16 protein-coding genes are annotated in these 21,139 nt (G+C 70.1%); 3 read left to right on the top strand and 13 right to left on the bottom strand.

Annotated features, from left to right (window positions below; translation table 11 throughout):
- Positions 1-3 precede the first annotated feature (3 nt).
- Positions 4-2,286, bottom strand: coding sequence for an alpha-xylosidase (gene yicI, locus GPA03_RS00285; RefSeq protein WP_156250016.1), 2,283 nt, complete (start codon positions 2,284-2,286; stop codon positions 4-6).
- Positions 2,283-4,289, bottom strand: coding sequence for a beta-galactosidase (locus GPA03_RS00280; protein WP_156250015.1), 2,007 nt, complete (start codon positions 4,287-4,289; stop codon positions 2,283-2,285). The genes yicI and GPA03_RS00280 overlap by 4 nt, the downstream gene beginning before the upstream one ends.
- A gap of 146 nt (positions 4,290-4,435) precedes the next feature.
- On the opposite strand from GPA03_RS00280, the gene GPA03_RS00275 reads away from it, so the two are divergent.
- Complete coding sequence (locus GPA03_RS00275; RefSeq protein WP_156250014.1) at positions 4,436-5,446, top strand: LacI family DNA-binding transcriptional regulator; 1,011 nt, start codon at positions 4,436-4,438, stop codon at positions 5,444-5,446.
- Here the strand turns inward: GPA03_RS00275 and GPA03_RS00270 are convergent.
- From GPA03_RS00270 to GPA03_RS00260, 3 genes are read right to left on the bottom strand one after another with little or no spacing between them, the layout of a single operon-like run.
- Positions 5,436-6,368 (bottom strand): carbohydrate ABC transporter permease, encoded by a 933-nt coding sequence (locus tag GPA03_RS00270; protein ID WP_241681005.1) that lies wholly within the window; start codon positions 6,366-6,368, stop codon positions 5,436-5,438. The two genes, GPA03_RS00275 and GPA03_RS00270, sit on opposite strands and share 11 nt — an antisense overlap.
- 2 nt (positions 6,369-6,370) lie before the next feature.
- Positions 6,371-7,357, bottom strand: coding sequence for an ABC transporter permease (locus GPA03_RS00265; protein WP_421958387.1), 987 nt, complete (start codon positions 7,355-7,357; stop codon positions 6,371-6,373).
- On the bottom strand, positions 7,354-9,003 hold the full coding sequence (locus GPA03_RS00260) for an extracellular solute-binding protein (protein WP_156250012.1): 1,650 nt from the start codon (positions 9,001-9,003) through the stop codon (positions 7,354-7,356). Before GPA03_RS00260 ends, GPA03_RS00265 begins: the two co-directional genes overlap by 4 nt.
- 259 nt (positions 9,004-9,262) lie before the next feature.
- Between GPA03_RS00260 and GPA03_RS00255 the strand changes: the two genes are divergently transcribed.
- On the top strand, positions 9,263-11,983 hold the full coding sequence (locus tag GPA03_RS00255; protein WP_156250011.1) for a glycoside hydrolase family 3 N-terminal domain-containing protein: 2,721 nt from the start codon (positions 9,263-9,265) through the stop codon (positions 11,981-11,983).
- A 4-nt stretch (positions 11,984-11,987) separates the two neighbouring features.
- Here the strand turns inward: GPA03_RS00255 and GPA03_RS00250 are convergent, their stop codons facing one another.
- The 5 genes from GPA03_RS00250 to GPA03_RS00230 are packed head-to-tail and all read right to left on the bottom strand — an operon-like array spanning position 11,988 to position 16,780.
- Positions 11,988-12,764 carry an ABC transporter ATP-binding protein gene (locus tag GPA03_RS00250; protein ID WP_241681004.1) on the bottom strand — a complete coding sequence of 259 codons (777 nt, stop codon included), beginning with the start codon at positions 12,762-12,764 and terminating at the stop codon, positions 11,988-11,990.
- On the bottom strand, positions 12,757-13,506 hold the full coding sequence (locus tag GPA03_RS00245; RefSeq protein ID WP_156250010.1) for an ABC transporter ATP-binding protein: 750 nt from the start codon (positions 13,504-13,506) through the stop codon (positions 12,757-12,759). The genes GPA03_RS00250 and GPA03_RS00245 overlap by 8 nt, the downstream gene beginning before the upstream one ends.
- Entirely contained in the window at positions 13,503-14,651 is a 1,149-nt protein-coding gene (locus tag GPA03_RS00240) for a branched-chain amino acid ABC transporter permease (RefSeq protein WP_241681003.1), read from the bottom strand. Before GPA03_RS00240 ends, GPA03_RS00245 begins: the two co-directional genes overlap by 4 nt.
- The gene (locus GPA03_RS00235) at positions 14,635-15,522 is read right to left on the bottom strand and encodes a branched-chain amino acid ABC transporter permease (protein WP_156250009.1); all 888 of its coding nucleotides are present in this window, start codon (positions 15,520-15,522) and stop codon (positions 14,635-14,637) included. Before GPA03_RS00235 ends, GPA03_RS00240 begins: the two co-directional genes overlap by 17 nt.
- A gap of 7 nt (positions 15,523-15,529) precedes the next feature.
- Entirely contained in the window at positions 15,530-16,780 is a 1,251-nt protein-coding gene (locus GPA03_RS00230) for an amino acid ABC transporter substrate-binding protein (RefSeq protein ID WP_156250008.1), read from the bottom strand.
- A 239-nt stretch (positions 16,781-17,019) separates the two neighbouring features.
- Here GPA03_RS00230 and GPA03_RS00225 point away from each other — a divergent pair, with 239 nt between their 5' ends.
- Entirely contained in the window at positions 17,020-18,051 is a 1,032-nt protein-coding gene (locus GPA03_RS00225; protein WP_162458210.1) for a LacI family DNA-binding transcriptional regulator, read from the top strand.
- Between the two features lie 11 nt (positions 18,052-18,062).
- Here the strand turns inward: GPA03_RS00225 and GPA03_RS00220 are convergent, their stop codons facing one another.
- The 3 genes from GPA03_RS00220 to GPA03_RS00210 form a co-directional block, all read right to left on the bottom strand.
- Positions 18,063-18,893, bottom strand: coding sequence for a sugar phosphate isomerase/epimerase family protein (locus tag GPA03_RS00220; protein ID WP_206673418.1), 831 nt, complete (start codon positions 18,891-18,893; stop codon positions 18,063-18,065).
- A complete protein-coding gene (locus GPA03_RS00215; protein ID WP_156250006.1) occupies positions 18,890-20,044 on the bottom strand; it encodes a Gfo/Idh/MocA family protein in 1,155 nt (384 codons plus the stop codon). The genes GPA03_RS00220 and GPA03_RS00215 overlap by 4 nt, the downstream gene beginning before the upstream one ends.
- 107 nt (positions 20,045-20,151) lie before the next feature.
- Complete coding sequence (locus GPA03_RS00210; RefSeq protein WP_156250005.1) at positions 20,152-21,129, bottom strand: amidohydrolase family protein; 978 nt, start codon at positions 21,127-21,129, stop codon at positions 20,152-20,154.
- Positions 21,130-21,139 lie beyond the last annotated feature (10 nt).

Genomic DNA, 21,139 nt, shown 5'->3' with positions numbered 1-21,139 from the left:
TCATCAGTCATCGTTGCCGCCGATCTCGATCGAGACCGAGTTGTCCACGCTCCGGGTCACCACGCCGCCCAGGCTCACCGACCAATCCTGGACCATCCCGGCGGCACGCGCACGAAGGCTGCCGCCGACGACCTCGATCTCGATGGTCCCGGCCACAGCCGCGCCGTCCGCCGTCGGGATCTGCACCTGGGCGCGCAGGTCGTCCGCCGGCTCGAACACCTGCAGCAGCACGCCGTCGGCGTAGTCGTAGTCGGGTCGGTCCGAGCGCGCGCCGCGGGCGAGCACGCTCCCTGGGCGCACGAGCAGCGGCAGCGAGTGCACGTCGTGCTGCTCGCGCCGCCAGCCGCCACCCTCGACGACCTCGCCGGTGAGCAGCCTCGTCCAGCGGCCGCGCGGCAGGTAGTAGTCGACCCAGCCGTCGGGGTCGAGCACCGGCGCCACGAGCAGCGCGTCGCCGAGCATGTACTGGGTGTCGAGGGTGGCGGCGGCGCGGTCCTCGGGGAACTCCAGCACCATGGGTCGCATCACCGGCAGGCCCTCGCGGTGCGCCTGCAGCCCCGCAGCGGCCAGGTACGGCATCAGCGAGTTCTTCAGCCGGGCGAAGGTGCGCGTGACCGACACCGCCTCCTCGTCGAACGCCCAGGGCACCCGGTAGGAGTTCGAGCCGTGCAACCGGCTGTGCGAGGACAGCAGACCGAACGCGACCCACCGCTTGAACACCTCCGGGTCGGGCGTGCCCTCGAAGCCACCGATGTCGTGCGACCAGAAGCCGAACCCGGACAGCGCAAGCGACAGGCCGCCGCGGAGCGACTCTGCCATCGCCGTGAACGACGACTCGCAGTCGCCACCCCAGTGCACCGGGAACTGCTGGCCCCCGGTCGTGGCCGAGCGAGCGAACACGACTGCGTCTCCGTGACCGCGACGCCGTTCGAGCAGCTCGAACACGCACCGGTTGAACAGCTGCGCGTAGTAGTTGTGCATGCGCTGCGGGTCGGAGCCGTCGTGCCAGACGACGTCGGTGGGGATCCGCTCGCCGAAGTCGGTCTTGAGCGCGTCGACGCCCTGGTCGAGCAGCGCCTCGAGCTTGCCCTGGAACCAGGCCCACGCCCGCGGGTTGGTGAAGTCCACCAGCGCCATGCCCGCCTGCCACATGTCCCACTGCCACACGTCGCCGTCCGGGCGGCGCACCAGATAGCCGAGCCGCCTGCCCTCCTCGAAGAGGTGCGACCGCTGCGCGATGTAGGGGTTGATCCAGGCGGAGACCCGCAGCCCTCGGTCGTGCAGGCGCGCCAGCGTGCCCTCCGGGTGCGGGAAGGTCTCGGGGTCCCACACGAAGTCGCACCAGTGGAACTGCCGCATCCAGAAGCAGTCGAAGTGGAACACCGACAGCGGGATCTCCCGCTCCGCCATCCCGTCCACGAACCCCAGCACGGTCGTCTCGTCGTAGTCGGTGGTGAACGACGTCGACAGCCACAACCCGTAGGACCACGTCGGCACGACGGCGGGCCGTCCGGTCAGTGCGGTGTACCTGCGCAGGATCTCCCTGGGCGTCGGCCCGTAGATGACGTAGTAGCGCAGGCTCTGGCCGGCCACCGAGAACTGGCTGCGTGAGACCACCTCGGAGCCGACCTCGAAGGACACCCGCTCGGGGTGGTCGACGAACACGCCGTAGCCCTTGTCCGTGAGGTAGAACGGCACGTTCTTGTACGCCTGGTCCGAGGCCGTGCCGCCGTCCGCGTTCCAGATGTCGACCGACTGCCCGTTCTTGACGAACGCGCCGAACCGTTCCCCCAACCCGTAGACGTGCTCGCCGACCCCGAGCGTGAGCTGTTCGCGCACATACGGGCCCTCCGGCGTCCGCAGCGCAGCGAGCCCGCGCGTGACCGAGCTGGTGAGCACCCGATCCTCGGCGACGAAGTCGAGCCGCCACGGCGCGTCGACCTGCAGCCTCGCCGTCAGCGGCCCGGCGGTCAGGCTCGCGAACCCCCCGGGGCCGTCCGCTGCCTTGACCACCACGGGGTCGGGAGCCGGATACAGCTCGAAGGCGGGGCCGACCTCGCGCGCGCCCTGGAAGTGATCGATCTTGACCCCGATCACGCCGTCCATCGGTGAGTCCACCCGGATCGTCAGCTGCGGCAGGTTGAGGCTGTGCCTGCGCTCGGTCAGCGCTGCGGTCGCCGCATAGGCGATCAGGGCGTCATCGCCGACCTCGACGGTCTCCACGTGCTCTGGCCGTAGCGCCTCGACGCCCGGGAGGTCGAGCCAGTAGCCGTCGGTGAACTTCATGAGGGTGCCTTTCGCAGCACGAGGGTGCCGCTGCGCGGCACGGTGACATGGGGGTGGTGCGTGCTGCCGGTGAGCACGTCCACGCACACGGACCGCAGCGGCACCTCGAGGGCGGCATCGCTGTGGTTGAGCAGGAAGGTGAACGGGCCGCGCTGGGCGACCTCGAGGTCCGACGGGACGCGCGCCAGCGGGTGCGTGGGTCCGATACCGCGGCGGTCCACCAGCTGCAGCAGCCACCGCCGGAGCAGCCCCGCGTCCGGGATGGTCGCGAGGTAGTGCAGCCGGCCGTCGCGGGAGTGGACCAGGGCCGGCTCGCCGTCGAGGTCACCGCCCGCGAAGCGCAGGTCGCACATCGCCGTGGTCATCCGCAGCCGTTCCGCCCACACGCTCGCCTGCCCGTGGCCGACCGGCGCGGGCGCGTGGTCGCCACCGACGAGGCCGACCGTGCCGTCCGGGAGCGGCCACCACTCCTCCCCCTCGGCACCGAGAAGGTCGGCGAAGGGCACGGGGAAGCCGCCGGTCCGCACCCGGGCGTGACCGTCGGCGACCGCCGAGAACGGACCCAGGGCGAGGCAGCCGCCCGCGTCGAGGTAGCCCCGCAGGTTCGCGGCGCCGTCGTCGTCGAGCAGGTAGAGCTGGGGCGCCAGCACCAGGCGGTAACGCTGAAGGTCCGAGGTGGGAGCCACCACGTCGACGCCGATCCCCGCCTCCCACAGCGGCCGGTACCAGGCCCGCAGCTGGGGCAGCACGCGAAGCCGGTCGGTCGGGGTCGCGGGCTCCTCGGCAGCCCACCAGCTGGACCAGTCGAAGACGATCGCGACGTCGGCCTGCACCTCGGTGCCGGCGACCTCCGCGAGCGAGGCCAGGTCCCGGCCGAGCTGCTGCACGGCCCGGTGCAGGCGGGTCTCGGTACCCGCGTGCGGAACCATCGCCGAATGGAACCGCTCGGGCCCGGTCGGCGAGGCACGCCACTGGAAGGACAGCACGCCGTCGGACCCGTGCGCGACCGCCCGCAGGGCGTCCTGACGCATCCGGGCGGTCGTCTTCGGCACGTTGTGACCGCGCCAGCTGACGGCGCTCGTCGCCTGCTCCATCAGCAGCCACGGGCCGCCTGCGAGGCTGCGCATCAGGTCGTGCGTGAGCGCTGCGGCGACCGGCGCCTGCGGATCGGCGGGATCTGGGTAGCTGTCGTCGCTGATCACGTCGATGTCGCCGGCCCAGCTCCGGTAGTCGACGCCCGGGAAGAAGCCCATGAAGTTGGTGGTCACCGGCCGCGAGGTGTCGACCGCGCGGATCTCGTCGCGCTCGGCGCGATACAGCTCGAGCAGGGCGTCGGAGACGAACCGTCGGTAGTCGAGCGTGTGCGCCGGGTGGAGCAGGTACGGAGCGTGCAACGGCGGTGCGATCTGCTCCCAGCTGCTGTAGCGCTGCGACCAGACGGCGGTCCCCCACGACGCGGCAAGGCGCTCGAGCGTGCCGTACCGACGCTGCAACCACGCCCTGAACGACGCGGCGCAGCGGGGGCACCAGCACGTGGTGCCGAGCTCGTTGTTGACGTGCCACATGACGACGGCGGGGTGGTCGGCCCAGCGCTCGGCGATCCGACTCGTGATCGCCCGTGCGCGCTCGCGGTAGGTCGGCGACGTCGGGCAGTAGTGCGTGCGCGAGCCGTGGTGCAGCCGACGACCCGAGGCGTCCACCGGCAGGGTCTGGGGGTCCTCGGTCGCCAACCAGGGCGGCGGGCTCGCCGTGGGTGTCGCGAGGTCGACGGCGATGCCGCCCTCGTGGAGCAGGTCGAGCACCTCGTCCATCCAACCCGGCTCGAAGCGATCGCGCTCCGGCTCCAGCAGGGCCCATGAGAACACCCCGACGGTGACCATCGTGACGCGCGCTGCCTGCATGGCTGCGACGTCCTCGCGCCAGGTGGCGCGCTCCCACTGCTCGGGGTTGTAGTCGCCGCCGTAGACGAGTCCGCGCGAGGTGAGGTCGGCGAGGGTGGGCATCAGCCGACCTCTCCGGTGGCCGCGAGAGCCAGAGTCGAAGCGCTTCGCAGTATTCTCTTGCACCAAGCGATCAAAGTCGATATAACGCAATCGAACCCAGTCGAAATGACGCCGTCCGCGGTGTCCCTCCAGGAGCAGGAGACGCCATGGCGACGATCGAGGACGTGGCCCGCCACGCCGGTGTGGCGACGTCGACCGTCTCCTACGCACTCAGCGGGAAGCGGTCGATCTCGGAGAAGACACGGCAGCGTGTCGAGCGAGCCGTGGCGGAGCTCGGCTACCGACCGCACGCCGGTGCGCGGGCCCTGGCCTCGGCGAGGACCAACACCCTCGGGCTGATGCTCCCGCTGCGCCCCGACGTCGATGTTCGCGTGGTCATGGAGTTCGTCACCGGCATCGTGACGCGGGCGCGAGCGTTCGATCACGACGTGCTCCTGGTGACCCAGGCCGAGGACGCCGCGATCGAGCGGCTGGCGAGCGGCCGGATGGTCGACGCCCTCATCCTCATGGACGTCGAGGCCGCCGATCCTCGCGTCGCTCGAGCGGCGGCTCTGGGCAACCCGACGATCCTCATCGGACTCCCGGACGACCCGCAGGGGCTGCAGTGCGTCGACTTCGACTTCGCCGCTGCCGCCCGGCTGGCGGTCAGGCACCTGGCCGGGCTCGGACACACCTCGATCGGGCTGGTCGGCCCGCCGCCCTCGGTCGTGGAGCGGAACACGAGCTTCGCGGGCCGGCTGCTGGCGGGTTTCCACCAGGAGGCCGAACGCCTCGGCGTGAGTGCTGCGGTCGAGCTCACACCGCCGACGCACGCCGGTGCGCTCGGAGCCGTCGAGTCGTTCCGGGCGCTGGACGAGCGGCCGACCGCGCTCATCGTCCACAACGAGGCGGCGCTGCCGTCCGTCGTCGACTCGATCCAGATGCACGGCGTGCAGATCCCGCAGGACCTCTCGCTCCTGGCGATCTGCCCCGCCGACGTCGCGCAGTCGCAGTCGCGGCCGCTGACATACATCGACATCCCCGCCGAGAGCATCGGGGCTGTCGCCGTCGAGATGGCGATGGCGCGGCTCGAGCACCCGGACGCACCCGCCGAGACCCGGCTGCTGCGACCGACGCTCATCGATGCGGCCTCGACCGCTGCGCCCCTCAACCCTTGACGGCACCGAAGATCACGCCCTTCGTGAAGTGGCGCTGCACGAAGGGATAGATCAGCAGGATCGGCATCACGGCCAGCACCATCACGGCCATCTTGACCGGCAGCCCTGTCACGGCGCCGGTCGCCACATCGACCTGACCGATCCCCGAGCCTGGCAGCGTCACACCCTGCAGCACGTAGGAGCGCAGCACGAGCTGGAGCGGCCACTTGGCGTTGTCGTTGATGTAGAGCATCGCGTTGAAGAACGCGTTCCAGTAGCCGACGCCGTAGAAGAGTGCGACAACCGCGACGACCGCCTTCGACATCGGCATCGCGATCGTCGCCAGGATGCGCCAGTCCCCCGCACCGTCGATGCGTGCAGCCTCGGTGATGGCGGGATCGATCCCCATGAAGAAGTTGCGCAGGATCAGCACGTTGAAGGCCGAGACCGCGCCGGGCAGGATCAGCGACAGGTAGTTGTCGATCAACCCGAGCCCCGAGACCAGCAGGTAGGTGGGGATCATGCCCGCACTGAAGAACATCGTGATGATGAGGACGAACAGGATCGGGCGGTGCAGCAGCGACGACGGCCGCGACAACCCGTAGGCGCACATCACCGACACGGTGGTCGACAGCAGCGTGCCGACCGCGGTGACGCCGACCGAGACCATCGTCGCGCGCGTCACGATGCCGCCGGCGAGGATCTGCCGGTAGGCGGCGAAGGTCACCTCGCCGGGCACGATCACGAGCCCGCCGGCCTCGGTGATCGTCGGCTGGGTGGACAGGCTGGTGAGCACCACGGTGTAGAGCGGGAACAGCACGGCGAGGCAGATGATCGTCAGGGTGATCGCCTTCACGATCGAGCCGACGACGGTGGGCTTCTCCTGCCAGACGGGCCTGTGCTTGCTGCGGCGCGGAGTCCGTGTGCCAGCGGTCGGTCGCATGATCATGACTTCTGATACACCCCGGCTTCCCCGAACAGATGAGCGAGCTTGTTGGCTCCGAGAACGAGCAGCAGGCTGATGACGCCCTTCATCAGGCCGGCGGCCGTCGCGAAGCCCCAGTCGCCGTTGATGACGCCCTGGTAGTAGACGAACGTGTCGATGACCTCCGAGACCTGGGCGCCGACAGCTCCTCGCTGCAGGATCAGCTGCTCGAAACCCACGGTCAGGGCATCGCCGAGCCGAAGGATCAGCAGCAGGATCACGACTGGGCGCAACGCCGGCAACGAGATGTGCCACATGCGACGCCAGCGGCTCGCGCCGTCGACGACGGAGGCCTCGTACAGCGCCGGGTCCACCGTGGCCAGGGCGGCGAGGAAGATGATGATCCCCCAGCCGGCGTCCTTCCACACCGCCTGGCTGGTGATGAGCACGAGGAAGGTGTCGGGGTTCGTCATCAGGTCGAACGAGCCCCAGCCGTTCTGCGTCATGATCTGGTTCACCAGTCCTGCACCGCCGAACATCTGCTGGAAGACGGTCACCACCAGCACCCAGGAGAAGAAGTGCGGCAGGTACACGATCGACTGGATCGTGGTGCGGATCGCGGGCGTCAGCACGCTGTTGAGCAGCAGCGCCAGGATGATCGGCAGCGGGAAGTAGAACACCAGCTGGAACCCGGTGATCACGAGGGTGTTCTGCACAGCGTGCAGGAACGCCGGGCTCGTGAGGACCCGGGCGAAGTTGTCCCACGCGATGAACGGCGAGTCCAGGATCCCGATGTACGGCGAGTAGTCCTGCCAGGCGACGATGTTGCCCGCCATCGGCACGTAGGCGAACACCGCCAGCAGCAGCACCGCCGGCACGGTCATGATGATGAGCGAGCGGTCCCGTCGCCACCGGGTCCGCAGCGAGACCTTCCGCTGCTCCGGTGGGCTCGGCCGCGAACGGGTCGCGACCGGCCGGGGCGCGGCCAGCACCGTGGGAGCGGTCACTGAGCGTCCAGGATCTGCGCGTAGAACTGCCGCAGCTCCTCACCGCCCGTGCTGCGCCAGGTCTCGATCGCAGCATCGAGATCGGACAGCGGCTTGCGACCCCGCGAGATGTCCTTCTCGAGGTCCTCGATCGGCTGGCTGAGGGATCCGAACTGGTTCGGCTCGGTGATCTGCATACCGAAGAACGCCGGGTCCTGCACATAGGCGGACGCATCGGCCATCCAGGTGCAGAACGCCTCGACGAAGCCCGGGAACTGCACCTTGGTGTTCACCACGGGTGGGTCGGCGAGGAAGATGTAGCTCGGCTGGAGCTCGGTCGCGGCGAGCTCGGTCGGCACCGGGAGCCCGTCGTCATCGGTCGAGTAGTGGACGCCCTCGACCCCGTAGTTGATCAGCGCGTACTCCGCGGTGCCGAACGGGGCGGCGAGGAAGTCGGCGACCGCGAGCATCTCGGCGACCTTGTCCTTGTCGTCCGTCGCCTTGATGAAGGACAGGATGTTCGCAGGGTTGCCCTTCCACAGCACGGGCGTGCCGCCGTCGGCCGCGAACGGGGTGAAGGGTCGCTGCGAGTACCCGGGGTTGCTGCCGAGCTGACGCGCGAGCGCCTCGTGCCAGCCGCCGACGCCGTCGTTGGAGATCAGCACCTGCCCGGACTCGAAGCGCGCCTTCGCGTCGCCGGAGTTGTCGGCGACGGCGTCCGGGTGCACCGACCCCTGTGCGAACAGCTGCGCGTTCCACTCCAGCGCGGCGCGGTACTCCTCGGTCTCGATCCGGTGCGTGAGCGTGCCGTCATCCTCGATGCGCCACTTGGGCACCACCCCGTGGATCATCGTCGCGGTGTTCCACAGGTCGTTGGCGGCCCAGCGCTGACCATTGGTCAGCTCCGCGCACAGCTCGAGCAGCTCCTCAGCGTTGGTGGGGAGCTCGGTGATGCCCTCGGCGGCGAAGACGTCGTCGCGGTAGAAGATCGCATCGGTGATGATCTCGCCCGGGAAGGGCAGCGCCTTGAGCTTGCCGTTGAAGACGCAGAACTTCCAGACGTCGGTCGGGATGTTCGCCAGGTGCGGGTAGTCCAGCACTGCGTCACCCGCCAGGAACGGCGTCAGGTCCTCGAACAGCGACTCCACCGCCTGGTCGAAGCGCGGCGGGATGTTCCAGGTGGGGATGCAGACCCAGTCCGGGACGTCGTCCGCGCTGGCCAGCACCGCGGCCAGCTTGTCGCCGTAGGTGTTGCCGTCGCTGATCTGGAACTGAACCGTGCTGCCGATCGCCGCGTTGACGGCGTCGAAGTACTGGTTGCCGTCGGTGGGAGGGATGGCTCCCCACAGCGGCGTCATCGCCGTGAAGGTCGATCCGGATCCCGGTGGCGCGTCGTACGCCTGGACCAGCTCAGCGGGGATGCTCGCGAACCCCGCGGTGGAGCCGTTGACGCTCGGGAAGTCGGGCTCGACGTAGTCGAGGGCGCTGTACGCCGGCAGCACCTCGTCGGTCACGGCACCGGCGGGCGACGTCGCTTCCCCGCCACCACCGCCCTCGGTGCGACAGCCGGCGAGAGCCGCTGAGCCCAACGCACCGGCACCGAGGATCGTCAGGAACGTGCGCCGGCTCTGGCCGCTGGTGCGAGAGGCATGGGTAACAGGGGTCATCTCTGAAACTCCTTCGTGACAGGGACCGCCGTCGAAGCGGTTCGACACGGGAGCATAACGAGCACACCACTATTCGACAAGGGGTCCGTGGCGATGGTGCCGCGGAGCGCACGAGAAGTCCTGGTTTCCAGCGATCCGAGTACTCGACGCCGCCCCGGTCGTGGCCCTAGGCTGTGAGCCAGACAACAGCGATCGATTCGAACCGATTCGACAAAGCTGCGAACTCGCTTCGATCACTGGCGACCCAGGAGCCGATGACATGACCCCTGCCGACCGCGCCGAGCGTCTTCTCTCCGAGCTCACCCTCGAGGAGAAGGTGGCGATGCTGCACCAGTGGAGCCCCGCCGTCGAACGGCTCGGCCTTCCTCGGTTCCGCACCGGGGCGGAGGTGCTGCACGGGGTGGCCTGGCTCGGCGAGGCGACCGTGTTCCCGCAGCCCGTGGGCGTCGCCGCGAGCTGGGATCCGGAGCTCGCCGAGCGGATCGGCGAGGCCGTAGCAGCCGAGCTGCACGCCAAGCGCGCGGCAGATCCGAGCATCTCCCTCAACGTCTGGGCACCCGTGGTCGATCCGTTGCGGCATCCGCTCTGGGGTCGCAACGAGGAGGGCTTCTCGGAGGACCCGCACCTCGTGGCCGATCTCGCCACCGGTTTCGCCCGCGGCCTGCGCGGCAGCGACGCGCACCGATGGCGCACGATCCCCACCCTCAAGCATCTCCTCGCCTACAACGTGGAGCACGATCGCGACGTCCGCTCGATCCAGGTCCGCGACCGGGTCCTGCACGAGTACGAGCTGCCCGCGTTCGCCGGACCGCTGAGCGCGGGCGTCGCGGGCGCCGTGATGCCCGCGTACAACCTCGTCAACGGCCGGCCCGCGCACACCAGCGGCGAGCTGATCGAGGCGGTCCGCGCATGCGCCCCGGAGGAGATCCTCGTCGTCTCCGACGCCGGCGCACCCTCGAACCTGGTCGCGAGCCAGCACCGCTTCCCCGATGCCGTGCACGCGCACGCCGCAGCGTTGCTCGCCGGCATCGACTCCTTCACCGACAACGACACCTCGCCCGGGCCGACGATCGAGGCGCTGCTCGGGGCGCTGCAACAGGGCCTGATCACCGAGACCGACGTCGACCGGGCGGCGCGCCGGGTGCTCCTGGTCCGTCTCCGCGCGCACGACGCCGCCCAGGAGCCGTCGCAGCCGCTCGACGTCCTGCTGCGCGACCACGCGATGCTCGCCCGCGAGGCTGCCGCACGCGGCGTCGTCCTGCTCCGCGGCGAGACCGCGTCGATCGCGGTCGAACCGGTCCGGGTGGCCGCGGTCGGCCCCCTCGCCGACCGGGTGCTGCCCGACTGGTACGCGGGTGTCCCCCGCTTCCCGACCTCGATCGCCGCGGCTGCCGCCGAGCGCTGGCCCGACGCCGAGATCCGCGTCGTCGACGGCGCCGATCACATCGCGCTGCGACTGCCCGACGGGCGCTACCTCGCCACCGACGACGACGGTCTGCTCGTGCCCGGCGACGGGCTCGGCTCGGCCGTCCAGCTGGCAGCCACCGACTGGGGCTGGGGTCTGCTGACCATCGCCGACCTCGCGACCGAGCGGCTCTGGAGCACGGACGGCCGCGGCTTCGTCCGGGCGACCGCCGAGCGCCCCGAGGGCTGGGTGGTGCAGGAGAGCTTCCGGATCTGCACGGCCGACGACGGCATGATCACCCTCCAGCATCTCGGGAGCGGGCGCTGGCTGCGGCTCGATGCCTCCGAACGCCTGGTCGCCGGCGCGCGCACGCAGCGCGAGGCGACCCGCTTCGTGCGGCACACGTTGGTCTCCGGCAGCGCTGCGGTCGCCGAGGCAGCTGACGGAGCGGACCTCGTGCTGTGCGCGCTGGGCAACGACCCGCACCTGCTCGGCAGGGAGACCGAGGACCGCCCCGCGCTTGAGCTGCCGCCGAGCCAGGTCACTCTCTGGGAGTCGGTCCGCGACCGTGCTCCCGAGGCGGTGCTCGCACTCGTCTCGAGCTACCCCTACGCGTTCGACCTCGACGCCCGCACCGTGCTCTGGACGGCTCATTCGCAGGCGGTCGGACACGGCGTGGTCGACATCCTCTCCGGGGACGTGGCTCCCACGGGCCGGCTGCCGCAGACCTGGTGGCGCAGCAGCAGCGACGCCGGTGACCTCACCGACTACGACATCGTCGCCGGGCGCTCCACGTACTGGTACTCCGACGCCCAGCCGCTGTTCTCCTTCGGTCACGGCCTTACCGGGTCGCGCCTGGAGTACCTCGCGCTCGATGTCGTGGACCGCGACGCGGAGGCGGTCACCGTGGCGGTGACGATCCGCAACCACGGACCTGTGGCGGCCACCGAGGTCGTGCAGGTGTACACCGACGCCCTCGACCACCGGGTGCCCTTCCCGCACCGGCTGGGCGGCTACGCGCGCGTGGCCCTCTCGGCGGGCGAGCAGCGCCAGGTGTCGATCCGGCTGCCCACCGAGCGGTTCTCGTTCTGGGACACGGCCCGTGGCGCGATGACCGTCGATGCGGGTCGGTATCGCCTCAGCGCCGGACCGAACGCATCGGAGGCTCGCGTGAGCGCCACCGTCCACCTCGACGGCACCGCACCCGAGCCGCACCGGCTCCCCGTTCGCGCCGCCTGCTTCGACGACCTCTCGGGCGTTCGACTCGTCGCCGAGACGCCCGAGCGCGGGACCGCGGTGGCAGGCCCGGGCTGGGTGGTGCTCGAGGATGTCGAGGGTCTGCACGGGTCGCTCACGGCCCGTGTCGCCCGCGACCGTCCGGGTCCGGCGACCGTGCACCTGTCCACCCCTGAGGGTGAGGGCTGGTGCACCTTTGCTACCGCGACGGTCCCCGAGGGGATCGGACGCGACGACTGGACCGAGGTGACCGCGGTGCCGACCGGTGCGCCTCCCCCGGCCCGCGCCAACCTCCGCATCACGCTGACGGGACCGGTCCGGCTCGCTGACCTCGGCTGAGCACCTAGCTCGCGGCGGGCCGGCCGCCGAGATAGAGGTCGCTCAGCTGCGGGTCCGCGAGCAGCTCCTGCGCCGGTCCACGCACGAACACCCGACCGAGGTCGAGCACGCAGCCGATGTCGGACATCTCGAGCGCCCGGCGGGCGTTCTGCTCGACCAGCAGCACCGCGACGCCCGCCTCACGCAGCCGAGCGACCTGCTCGAACATGCCGGCGGTGCGTTTCGGATCGAGGCCCATCGAGGGCTCGTCGAGGAGCACCACATCCGGGCGCACCATCAGCGCCCGGGCGAACTCCACCTGCTTCTGCTGGCCGCCCGAGAGGAGCCCCGCCGTCGTGCTCCAGCGTTCGGCGACCACGGGGAAGACGCCCTTGACGAACTCGACGCGATCGAGCAACGCCGTGCGGTCGGCCACCGTGTAGCCGCCGAGCATGACGTTCTCCTCGACCGTCATCTCCCTGAACACCGAGTGCCCCTGCAGCACGTGCGAGAGCCCGCGCCGCAGCAGGTCCTGCGGCTTGGCCCCGGTGGCATCCTCGCCGTTGAGCCAGACCGAGCCGCTGCGCACCGCAAGCAGCCCGCTGGCCACCTTGAGCACGGTCGACTTGCCGGCGCCGTTCGGACCGACGAGACAGACGATCTCGCCCCGGCGCACCTCCACGGAGAAGCCGCGCAGCACGAGCGCGGCCTTGCCGTAGCCGGCCTGCACGTCCACCAGCCTGAGCACCACGTCGTCGCCGTCGACCGGTGGCTCCGCGACGGGTCCGGTTTCGTCAGACACCAAGATAGGCCTCCAGCACGAGGGGGTTCTGCTGCACCTCGGCAGCACTGCCGGCCGCGATCGGAGCGCCACGATCGAACACGACCACGTGGTCGCACAGGTTCATCATGAACTCCATGTTGTGCTCGACGACGAGGAAGGTCGTTCCTTCCGCGTTGAGCTCCGTCACCAGCACCGCGATGCGCTCGATCAGCGCAGGGTTCACGCCACCGGCGGGCTCGTCGAGCATCACCATGTCCGGCCCGGCCATCAGCGCGGCCGCCAGCTCCAACAGCTTCTGCTGACCGTAGGAGACGTCCCGCGCCTCCGCCGTCTCGAGATGGTCGAGGCCGACCCTCGCGAGGATGCCTCGCGCTCGCTCGACCAGCGAGGCCACCCGGGGGCGGCCGAGGTACGCCAGCGGGTGCGGTGGGTGCACCGCCACCAGCAGGTTGTCCAGCACCGTCAGCCGTGGAAACACCCGGCAGAGCTGGAAGGTACGACCCAGACCGGCGCGGGCGATGCGGTGGGGCTGCCACCTGGTGATGTCCCGGTCGCGGTAGAACACGTGCCCGGCGTCCGGCCGGATCATGCCGGTGACGCAGTTGAAGAACGTCGTCTTGCCGGAGCCGTTCGGACCGATCAGTCCGTTGATCCTGCCGGCGTAGAACTCGGTCGTCGCGTTGTCGACCGCGTGCACGCCGCCGAAGGACTTCGACAGGCCCTCGGTTCGCAGCGCGACCGCGCCCAGCTCCTCGGTCATCGTCGGTCCTCTCGATCGGTCGTCGCGTCGGCGCCGGGCTCCTCGACACGCTCGGCGAGCGCCCGCGCATCCTGCTGCGCGCGCACCTCGGCCGCCGACTCCTCACGGATCGAGGTCGCGCTCGGCCCGAGCCGTCTGATCAGCTGGGCGGCGAGCGCCAGCACGCCGTCCGGGGCGAACAGCACCACCGCCACGAGCAGCAGGCCCGTGGCCACCAGGTGGAACTGCGTCTCCCCGAAGTTGAGGAGGAAGTACTCGAGCGCCGAGCCCACGACGATGGCCCCGACGAGCGGCCCGAACAGGTAGCGGACACCGCCCAGCAGCGCCATCAGCGCGATCTGGGCGCTCAGCACCACGTCGAACTGGAAGATCGGGTCGAGATCGCCGAACCAGAGGGCATACACACCACCGGCGATGGCGGTCAGGAAGCACGAGATGCCGAACGCCGCCAGCTTGAGCATCGCCGTCGGGATCCCCAGGGACTGTGCCTTGTCCTCGTCCTCTCGGATGGCCTTGAGAGCCTGTCCGAATCGCGATCGGTCCACGACCAGGTAGCTGACCAGGACGAGGAGCAGGAGGCCCAGGAAGATGTAGAAGAAGACCCGGTGGTGCTCGGGCCGGAGCAGGTCGGGGAACGGGCGCGGCACGACCAGGCCGGTCGAGCCACCGGTCACCGACCGCCAGCTCTGGAACACCAGCAGCATCACCAGCACGATCGCGATCGTCACGATCACGAACGAGGCGCCGCGCACGCGCAGCGCGGCCCACCCGACCAGCAGCGAGAGCAGGCCCACGACCACCGCGGCGGCCATGACCGCGACGAAGGCGTTGATCTCGGAGTGGATGACGAGCAGGCCGGTGCCGTAGGAGCCGAGCCCGAAGAACGCGATGTGACCGAGCGAGACGTAGCCTGTCAGCCCGCCCATCAGGTTCCAGGCCGTGGCGAAGACCGCGAAGTTCAGCACGATCACGCCGGCGCTGAGCATGTACGGGTTGCCTGCCAGCAGCGGCCAGGTGGCGAGCACGGCGACCACCACGAGGATCGCCGCGAACGGGCCGAGACGACCGGAGCCAGCCCCCCGCAGGGCCTGGACGGCGCTCGAGCCGCGCCGAAGGGGCGTCGAGGTGTCAGAAGCGTTGCGCAAGGCGACCTCCGAAGAACCCCTGAGGCCGCAGCATCAGGGTGAGGAACAGTGCGACGTAGAACACCGTCTGCGCCCACGTCGAACCCATCGGGATCTCCAGCAGGACCCGGATCGTGCCGAGTGCCAGCGCAGCGATCGCGGCACCAGGGATGCTCCCCAGGCCACCGACCACGATGATCGCCATCAGCGGGCCGATCCAGTGCCAGTGCAACGACGGGTAGATCGTGGCCTGCAGCGACAGCGCCGCGCCGCCCACAGCGGCGGTGGCCAGGCCGAGGCCGAAGCCCATGCCTGCCACCTTGGTCGTGTCGATGCCGACGAGCTGGGCCGCCTGGCCGTGCTGGATCGTGGCGCGCAGCGACCTGCCGAACTGGGTGCGCTTCATGATGAGGTACAGGCTCGCGAGACTGAGGGCGGCCAGCGCGAACGAGACGATCTGCACGACCGGGATCTGGGCGCCCAGGAACTCCACGCTCGAGGTCCCGTACGGCAGGTGGATCCGCCGCTGCGTGCCGGTCCACGCCAGACCCAGCAGACCCTCGATGACCAGGGCGATGCCGAAGGTCAGCAGCACCGACATCATCGTCATGGTGGTCGGCCGCAGCCGCGCCAGCAGGAACCGGTGCATCACGTACCCGATCCCGAAGAACAACGGGATGGTTGCGACTAAGGAGATCATCGGGTCGAGCCCGGTCGTCGAGCTGAACCACCACGCCACATAGGCCGAGAGCAGGATGAACGCCGCGTGGGCGAGCATCACCACCCGCATGATGCCGAAGTAGAGGGTCAGGCCTGCTGCTAGGAGGGCGTACAGCCCTCCTAGCAGCAGACCCAGGATCAGGCTCTGGAAGAGCAGTGCACCTGAGACCACGAAGGGGTCACCACTCCGGCTTCGGGTAGAGCAGCTCGGCCTGCGCCGCGCTCTCCGGAAGCACGATCGTGATCTCGCCTCCCTGGTACTGCAGGAGCATGTGGGCGCCGTCCGGGCGTCCGGCCTCGTCCCAGCCGAGCGGGCCGACCACGGTGTCCTCCACCGAGTTCGCGTGCAGCCAGTCGATCAGCTGCTGCTGGCACTCGCCCTGCTCCGCGCACCCGACCGCCTCGACGGCCGCCTGCACCACCTGACCGGTGGTGAAGCCGTTCGCCTCGTCCTCCTGCGGGTCCATGCCGTGGATCTCGTTGTGGAGCTCGACGAAGCCGGCGTTGGAGGGCCAGTCGGCCGTGAGCGAGTAGCCGGTCGGCGACAGGATGCCGTCGACCGCGCCACCGATCGCCTCGGGGAACTCCGGGTTGGTCGGAGCGGTCGAGAACGCCACCATCCGCGGCTGGTAGTCGAGCTGCTGCAGCGCCAGGATCAGGTTCACCGCGTCCTGGTACAGGGTGCCGCCGACCAGCAGGTCCGGGTCAGCGTCGGCGATCTGAGCCGCGATCGCGCTCATGTCGGTCGCGTTCGGTGGGTAGACCTCGTCGACGACGACCTCGATGCCGGCCTCGGCGAGCTTGTCGCGGAGGCCGTAGGCGGTGCCCTGGGCGAACGGGTCGTCCATCGAGGTGACCGCCATCGTCTGCGGCCGCTGATCCTCCGGCATGGCCAGGATGTGCTCAGCCAGGTAGTTGTAGTGATCGGACGCGATGGCCGGCGCTGCGTAGAAGATGTTCTCGAAGCCGTTCTCGAACACCTCCGCCGCAGCAGCGGCGGGCTCGACGAACAACATGCCGTACTCCGAGGCCACCCGCGAGGCCGGCACCACCAGCCGGGTCGAGAACGGCCCGAAGAGCAGGTCGACCTCCTCCTGCGCGATCAGCGACTCGTAGTCGGAGACGACCCGCGCCGGGTCCGAGGCGTCGTCGAGCACGATCAGCTCGACCTGCCGCCCGAGGAGCCCGCCGTTGGAGTTGACCATCTCCACCCAGGTCTCGTAGCCGCGCTGCACGCCCTTGCCGGGCTCGGCGAAGTCACCGGTCAGCGGGAGCGAGACCCCGATGACGATCGGGTCTTCGGCATCACCATCTCCGCCGCCACCACCGCCGGCGCCCCCGCCGCCGCCATCACCGCTGCCGCACGCGGCCAGCAGCAACGCTGCGGTGGCTGCCACCGCACCCGCTTGTGTCCACCTCTTTGTCGACATCCGTTCTCCTCCATTGGTGACGGAAGCGCTCGAAAGCGCTTTCAATACAGTAGATGACGCTTCGACCACGGCGCAAGGGCTGAACGGCGAGCCCTCGAGTCGATCTGATAACGATCTGGCCCTGGACCAGCGGAGAAGCCCGACGCAACAGCCGTGGTGCCCGCGGTGTCGTTCTCGAACGACGCTGGAAGCGCTTCCTGCCCATTACGATGTGCAGCTGTCACCGATGGGAGGTCCCGATGTCTCGACGAGCAGCGGTCCGGCTGATCGACGTCGCCGAGCACGCCGGCGTCTCGCTGGCGACGGCCTCCCGCATCCTCAGCTCGGCCGGGGCCTATCGGGGCCGGGGCGAGGCCCGTGAGCGGGTGCTGGCCAGCGCCGCCGAGCTCGGCTACGAACCCAACCTGCACGCACGCGCGCTCGCGGGCTCGCAGTCCTCGACGATCGCGCTCGTGGTCCACGACATCCGTGACGCCTACTTCGCCCTGATCGCCGGTGCCGTGGTCGCGGCGGCCGAGCAGCACGGCATGCTGGTGACGATCGTCTCGACCTACCGCGACCCGCAGCAGGAGGCCCGCTACCTCGCACTGCTGAGGGCGCAGCGCCCGCGCGCGATCATCCTCGCGGGCAGCGGGTTCACGAACAAGTCCGCGGCAGACCCGATCCGTACCGAGCTGCTGCGCTATGAGGAGACCGGCGGCGTGGTCGTCACGCTGGGCCGGCAGGACGCCGGCCACAGCATCATCGTGGGCAACCAGGAGGGTGCTCGCAGCCTCGCCCACGCCATGGTCGACCTCGGCCATCGCGACTTCGCCGTGGTGACCGGGCCGGCCAAGCTCATGACGGTGCGGGACCGGCTGACGGGGTTCCGGCGTGGCCTCCAGGAGCGCGGTATCGAGCTCGCCCCGGAGGCCGTGATCCACGGCGCCGCCACGCGCGAGAGCGGCGGAACGGTGGCCGCGCAGCTCGCCGAGGCCACGCACCGACCCACCTGCGTGTTCGGCTCCTTCGACGTCGTCGCCGTCGGTCTGGTCGCGGGGTTCCAACGGTTGGGGATCGCGGTGCCGGAGGAGATCTCGGTCGCCGGCTTCGGCGATGTCCCGGTGGCCTCCGACATCACGCCCAGGCTGACCACCGTGCGGCTGCCGCTCGAGCAGGTGGGGCAGCAGGCCGTCGACCTCGCCCTCTCGCCCGACCCGCCGGTGCGGCGCTCGGTCGCATTCGAGGGCGTCGTGATGCTGCGGGACAGCACCGCGGCTCCGCCTTCCTGACGCCACCATGATCAGCTGACGCTCGGGAACCGGTCGCGGATCAGGGAGATCACCTCGTCCGGATCCCGCGACCACACGTCCTCGTTGAAGATCTCGACCTCGATCGGCCCCTGGTAGCCCACCGCGTCGACCTGACGGGTCAGGCCCGCGAGATCGATGACGCCGTCGCCCGGGATGCCCCGGCCGAACACCGGGTGCGGCTGCGGCACCAGCCAGTCGCAGATCTGGTAGCTGATGATCCGCGCGCCCGCGCGCTCGAGCGAGCTGGGCAGCTGCGGGTCCCACCACACGTTGTAGGAGTCGACGGCGATGCCGACCGCGGGTGAGGAGACGGCGTCGACCATGTCCAGCGCCTGCGCGAGCGTGACGATCACGCACCGGTCCGCCGTCATCATGGGGTGCAGCGGCTCGAGTGCGAGCGCGACGCCCGCAGCCTCGGCCTCGGCCGCCATCGCCGCGAGCCCGTCGAGCGCCCGGTCTCGAGCACCCGCGAGATCGTTGTCCTCGTCCAACGGGCCGCAGACGATGTACAGGCAGTCGCCACCGACCGCCTGCGTGATCTCGATGGCCCGCCGGTTCGCGTCAGAGACCCTGCTCGGATCCTGCTGCACCGTGAAGAACCCCGCCCGGCACACGCTCGAGACACGGAGGTCGTGAGCACGCAGCAGCGCGGCACTCCGTTCCAGCCCGAGCTCCTCGACCTTCTCGGGCCAGACGCCGATGCCGCGGACGCCGTGCCGTGCGAGCCCCTCGACCGCCTCGGCCAGGCCCCACTCCCGCACCGTGATCTGGTTGATGCTCAGCCGCTGCATCGCACGGCCACTCACAGCGGGGGTGCTCACAGCGTCAGCTCGGGGATGTCGACCCAGCGCCGCTCGTCGACCGACTGCTGCGCCGCATCGGCGAGCTGCACACCCCGCGCTCCCTCGAGGAGATCCCACGGGTGCGGGTTGGCGTCGTCGACGACGTGCGCCAGGAACATCTCCCACTGGATCCGGAACGCGTTGTCGAAGGTCGCGTTGTCCGGGACCTGCGCCCAGCCGGCGCGGAAGTCGATCGGGTTCGGGATGTCCGGGTTCCAGACCGGCATCGGCGTGGTCCCGCGCGACTGCACCCGGCACTCGCGCAGCCCGGCGATCGCGCTGCCCCTCGTGCCGTCGAGCTGCCACTCGGCGATCTCGTCCCGGTACGGGCGGGTCACCCAGGAGGTAGTGAACTGCGCGAACACCGGGTCGTCGAACCTGAACATGCCGTAGGCCGCGTCTTCGGCGGTTGCCGCGTACTGCTCACCACTCTCGTCCCACCTCGTGGGGATGTGCACCTGGGCATGGCACAGGACCGAGCGGACCGGCCCCAGCAGGTGACCGAGCACGTACTGCCAGTGCGGGTACATGTCGAGGATCAACCCGCCCCCGTCCTCCTTGCGCGAGTTCCACGAGGGGCGGTTGATCGGCTGCCAGTCGCCTTCGAAGACCCAGTACCCGAAGTTGAGGCGCAAGCTCACGAGATCGCCGAAGAAGCCGCCGTCGAGCAGCCTCTTGAGCTTGATGACGCCGGGAAGGAACAGCTTGTCCTGGACGACGCCGGCCTTGACACCGGCGTTCTTGGCGAGCCGTGCCAGCTCGAGCGCGTCAGCGAGCGAGGTCGCCGTGGGCTTCTCGCAGAAGATGTGCTTGCCGGCCTCGATGGCGCGAGCGACGTCGTGGAACCGCCGGTCGGTGGTCTGCGAGTCGAAGTAGATGGTGTCGTCGTCGTTGGCGAGCGCCTGCGCGAGGTCCGTGGTCCAACGCTCGATCCCGAACCTGTGGGCGAGCTCGGCGACCTTGGCCTCGTTGCGGCCCACCAGGATCGGATCGACGACGACGCGGCGCCCGTCAGGGAGCGTGATCCCCCCTGCCTCCCGGATCGCCACGATCGAGCGCTCCAGGTGCTGCCTCGTTCCCATGCGCCCCGTGACGCCGTTCATGATCACGCCGAGCCGGACATCATTCATCGCTCACTCCTCTGTGTGCGGTGCTGGTCGTACTGCCGTGCCGATTTGAAAGCGCTTTCTATCAGGGGCGCCGATCGCTGTCAAGAACGGACGACGGCGCAGCCGCCTCAGCCGCGGTGCCGCACCTGCCGCAGGAGCCGCTCGAGCGTGCCACCGAGCACCGCTTCCCGGGGCTCGCGCCGATCGGCCCAGAGCCGCTCGACCCGCTGGCGCGCGGCCGGGTCGCCCGTGGCGAACGGGAAGTCGCTGCCGAGCAGCAGTCGCTCCGTGCCCACGAGCTCCGCGAGGAAGGCGAGTGCGCGGTCGTCGTGAGTCAGGGTGTCGAAGTACAGCCGCCCGATCATCTCGGCGGGGCGCGCACCGCCCTCGGCGCCCGAGAGCCCCCACAGCGCCTCGATCCGACCCGCGAGGACCGGGAGCGCGCCACCGCCGTGCACTACGCAGACGCGCAGCTCCGGGTGGCGGTGCAGGACACCCGCGCGCAGCAGCCCGGCGATGGCGAGCGTCCCCTCCACGGGCGTGCCCACGAGGTCGCCGATGTGCTCGTGCCGGGTTCGTGCGACATCGACCGGGTTCCGCGGATGCGGCATCAGCACGGCGCTCAGCGCCTCCGCCGTCGACCAGAACGGCTCCATCTCGCGGTCGGCGAGCGAGAGGCCGACGCCCGACGTCGTCAGCAGCGATCCGCACATGCCGAGCTCGGTCACGGCGCGCTGCAGCTCCTGCGCGGCCGGGCCGCCGGCGTGCTGGGGCACCATCGCCATGCCCACCAGCCGGTCGGGATACCGCGACACGACCTCGGCAAGCGCATCGTTGACCCGCCGCAGGTGCCGATCGGCCCGACCGGCGTCCAGACCGTCCGGGGCCAGCTCGATCCACGGCGAGACGACCTGGCGGTCGATGCCGCACGCATCCATCTGACGCAGCCGCTCGGTGACGTCGGCGAGCACCGGCGGGAAGTCCGGGAGCGTGCGCCCGTCGAGCTCCGCAAGACCACCATGCGCGAGCAGCGGCGCCGGCAGCACGTGCGCATGCACGTCGATCACGATGCCCCGAACAGCGGATCCACTTGCGTCTTCGCTCACGCCGTGGGAC

Origin of the sequence: Pseudactinotalea terrae (genome assembly GCF_009733845.1) — a bacterium.
GTDB lineage: Bacteria > Actinomycetota > Actinomycetes > Actinomycetales > Beutenbergiaceae > Pseudactinotalea > Pseudactinotalea terrae.
Note: the sequence above shows the minus strand (reverse complement) of the source record. Positions and strands in the feature narration are given on the sequence as shown.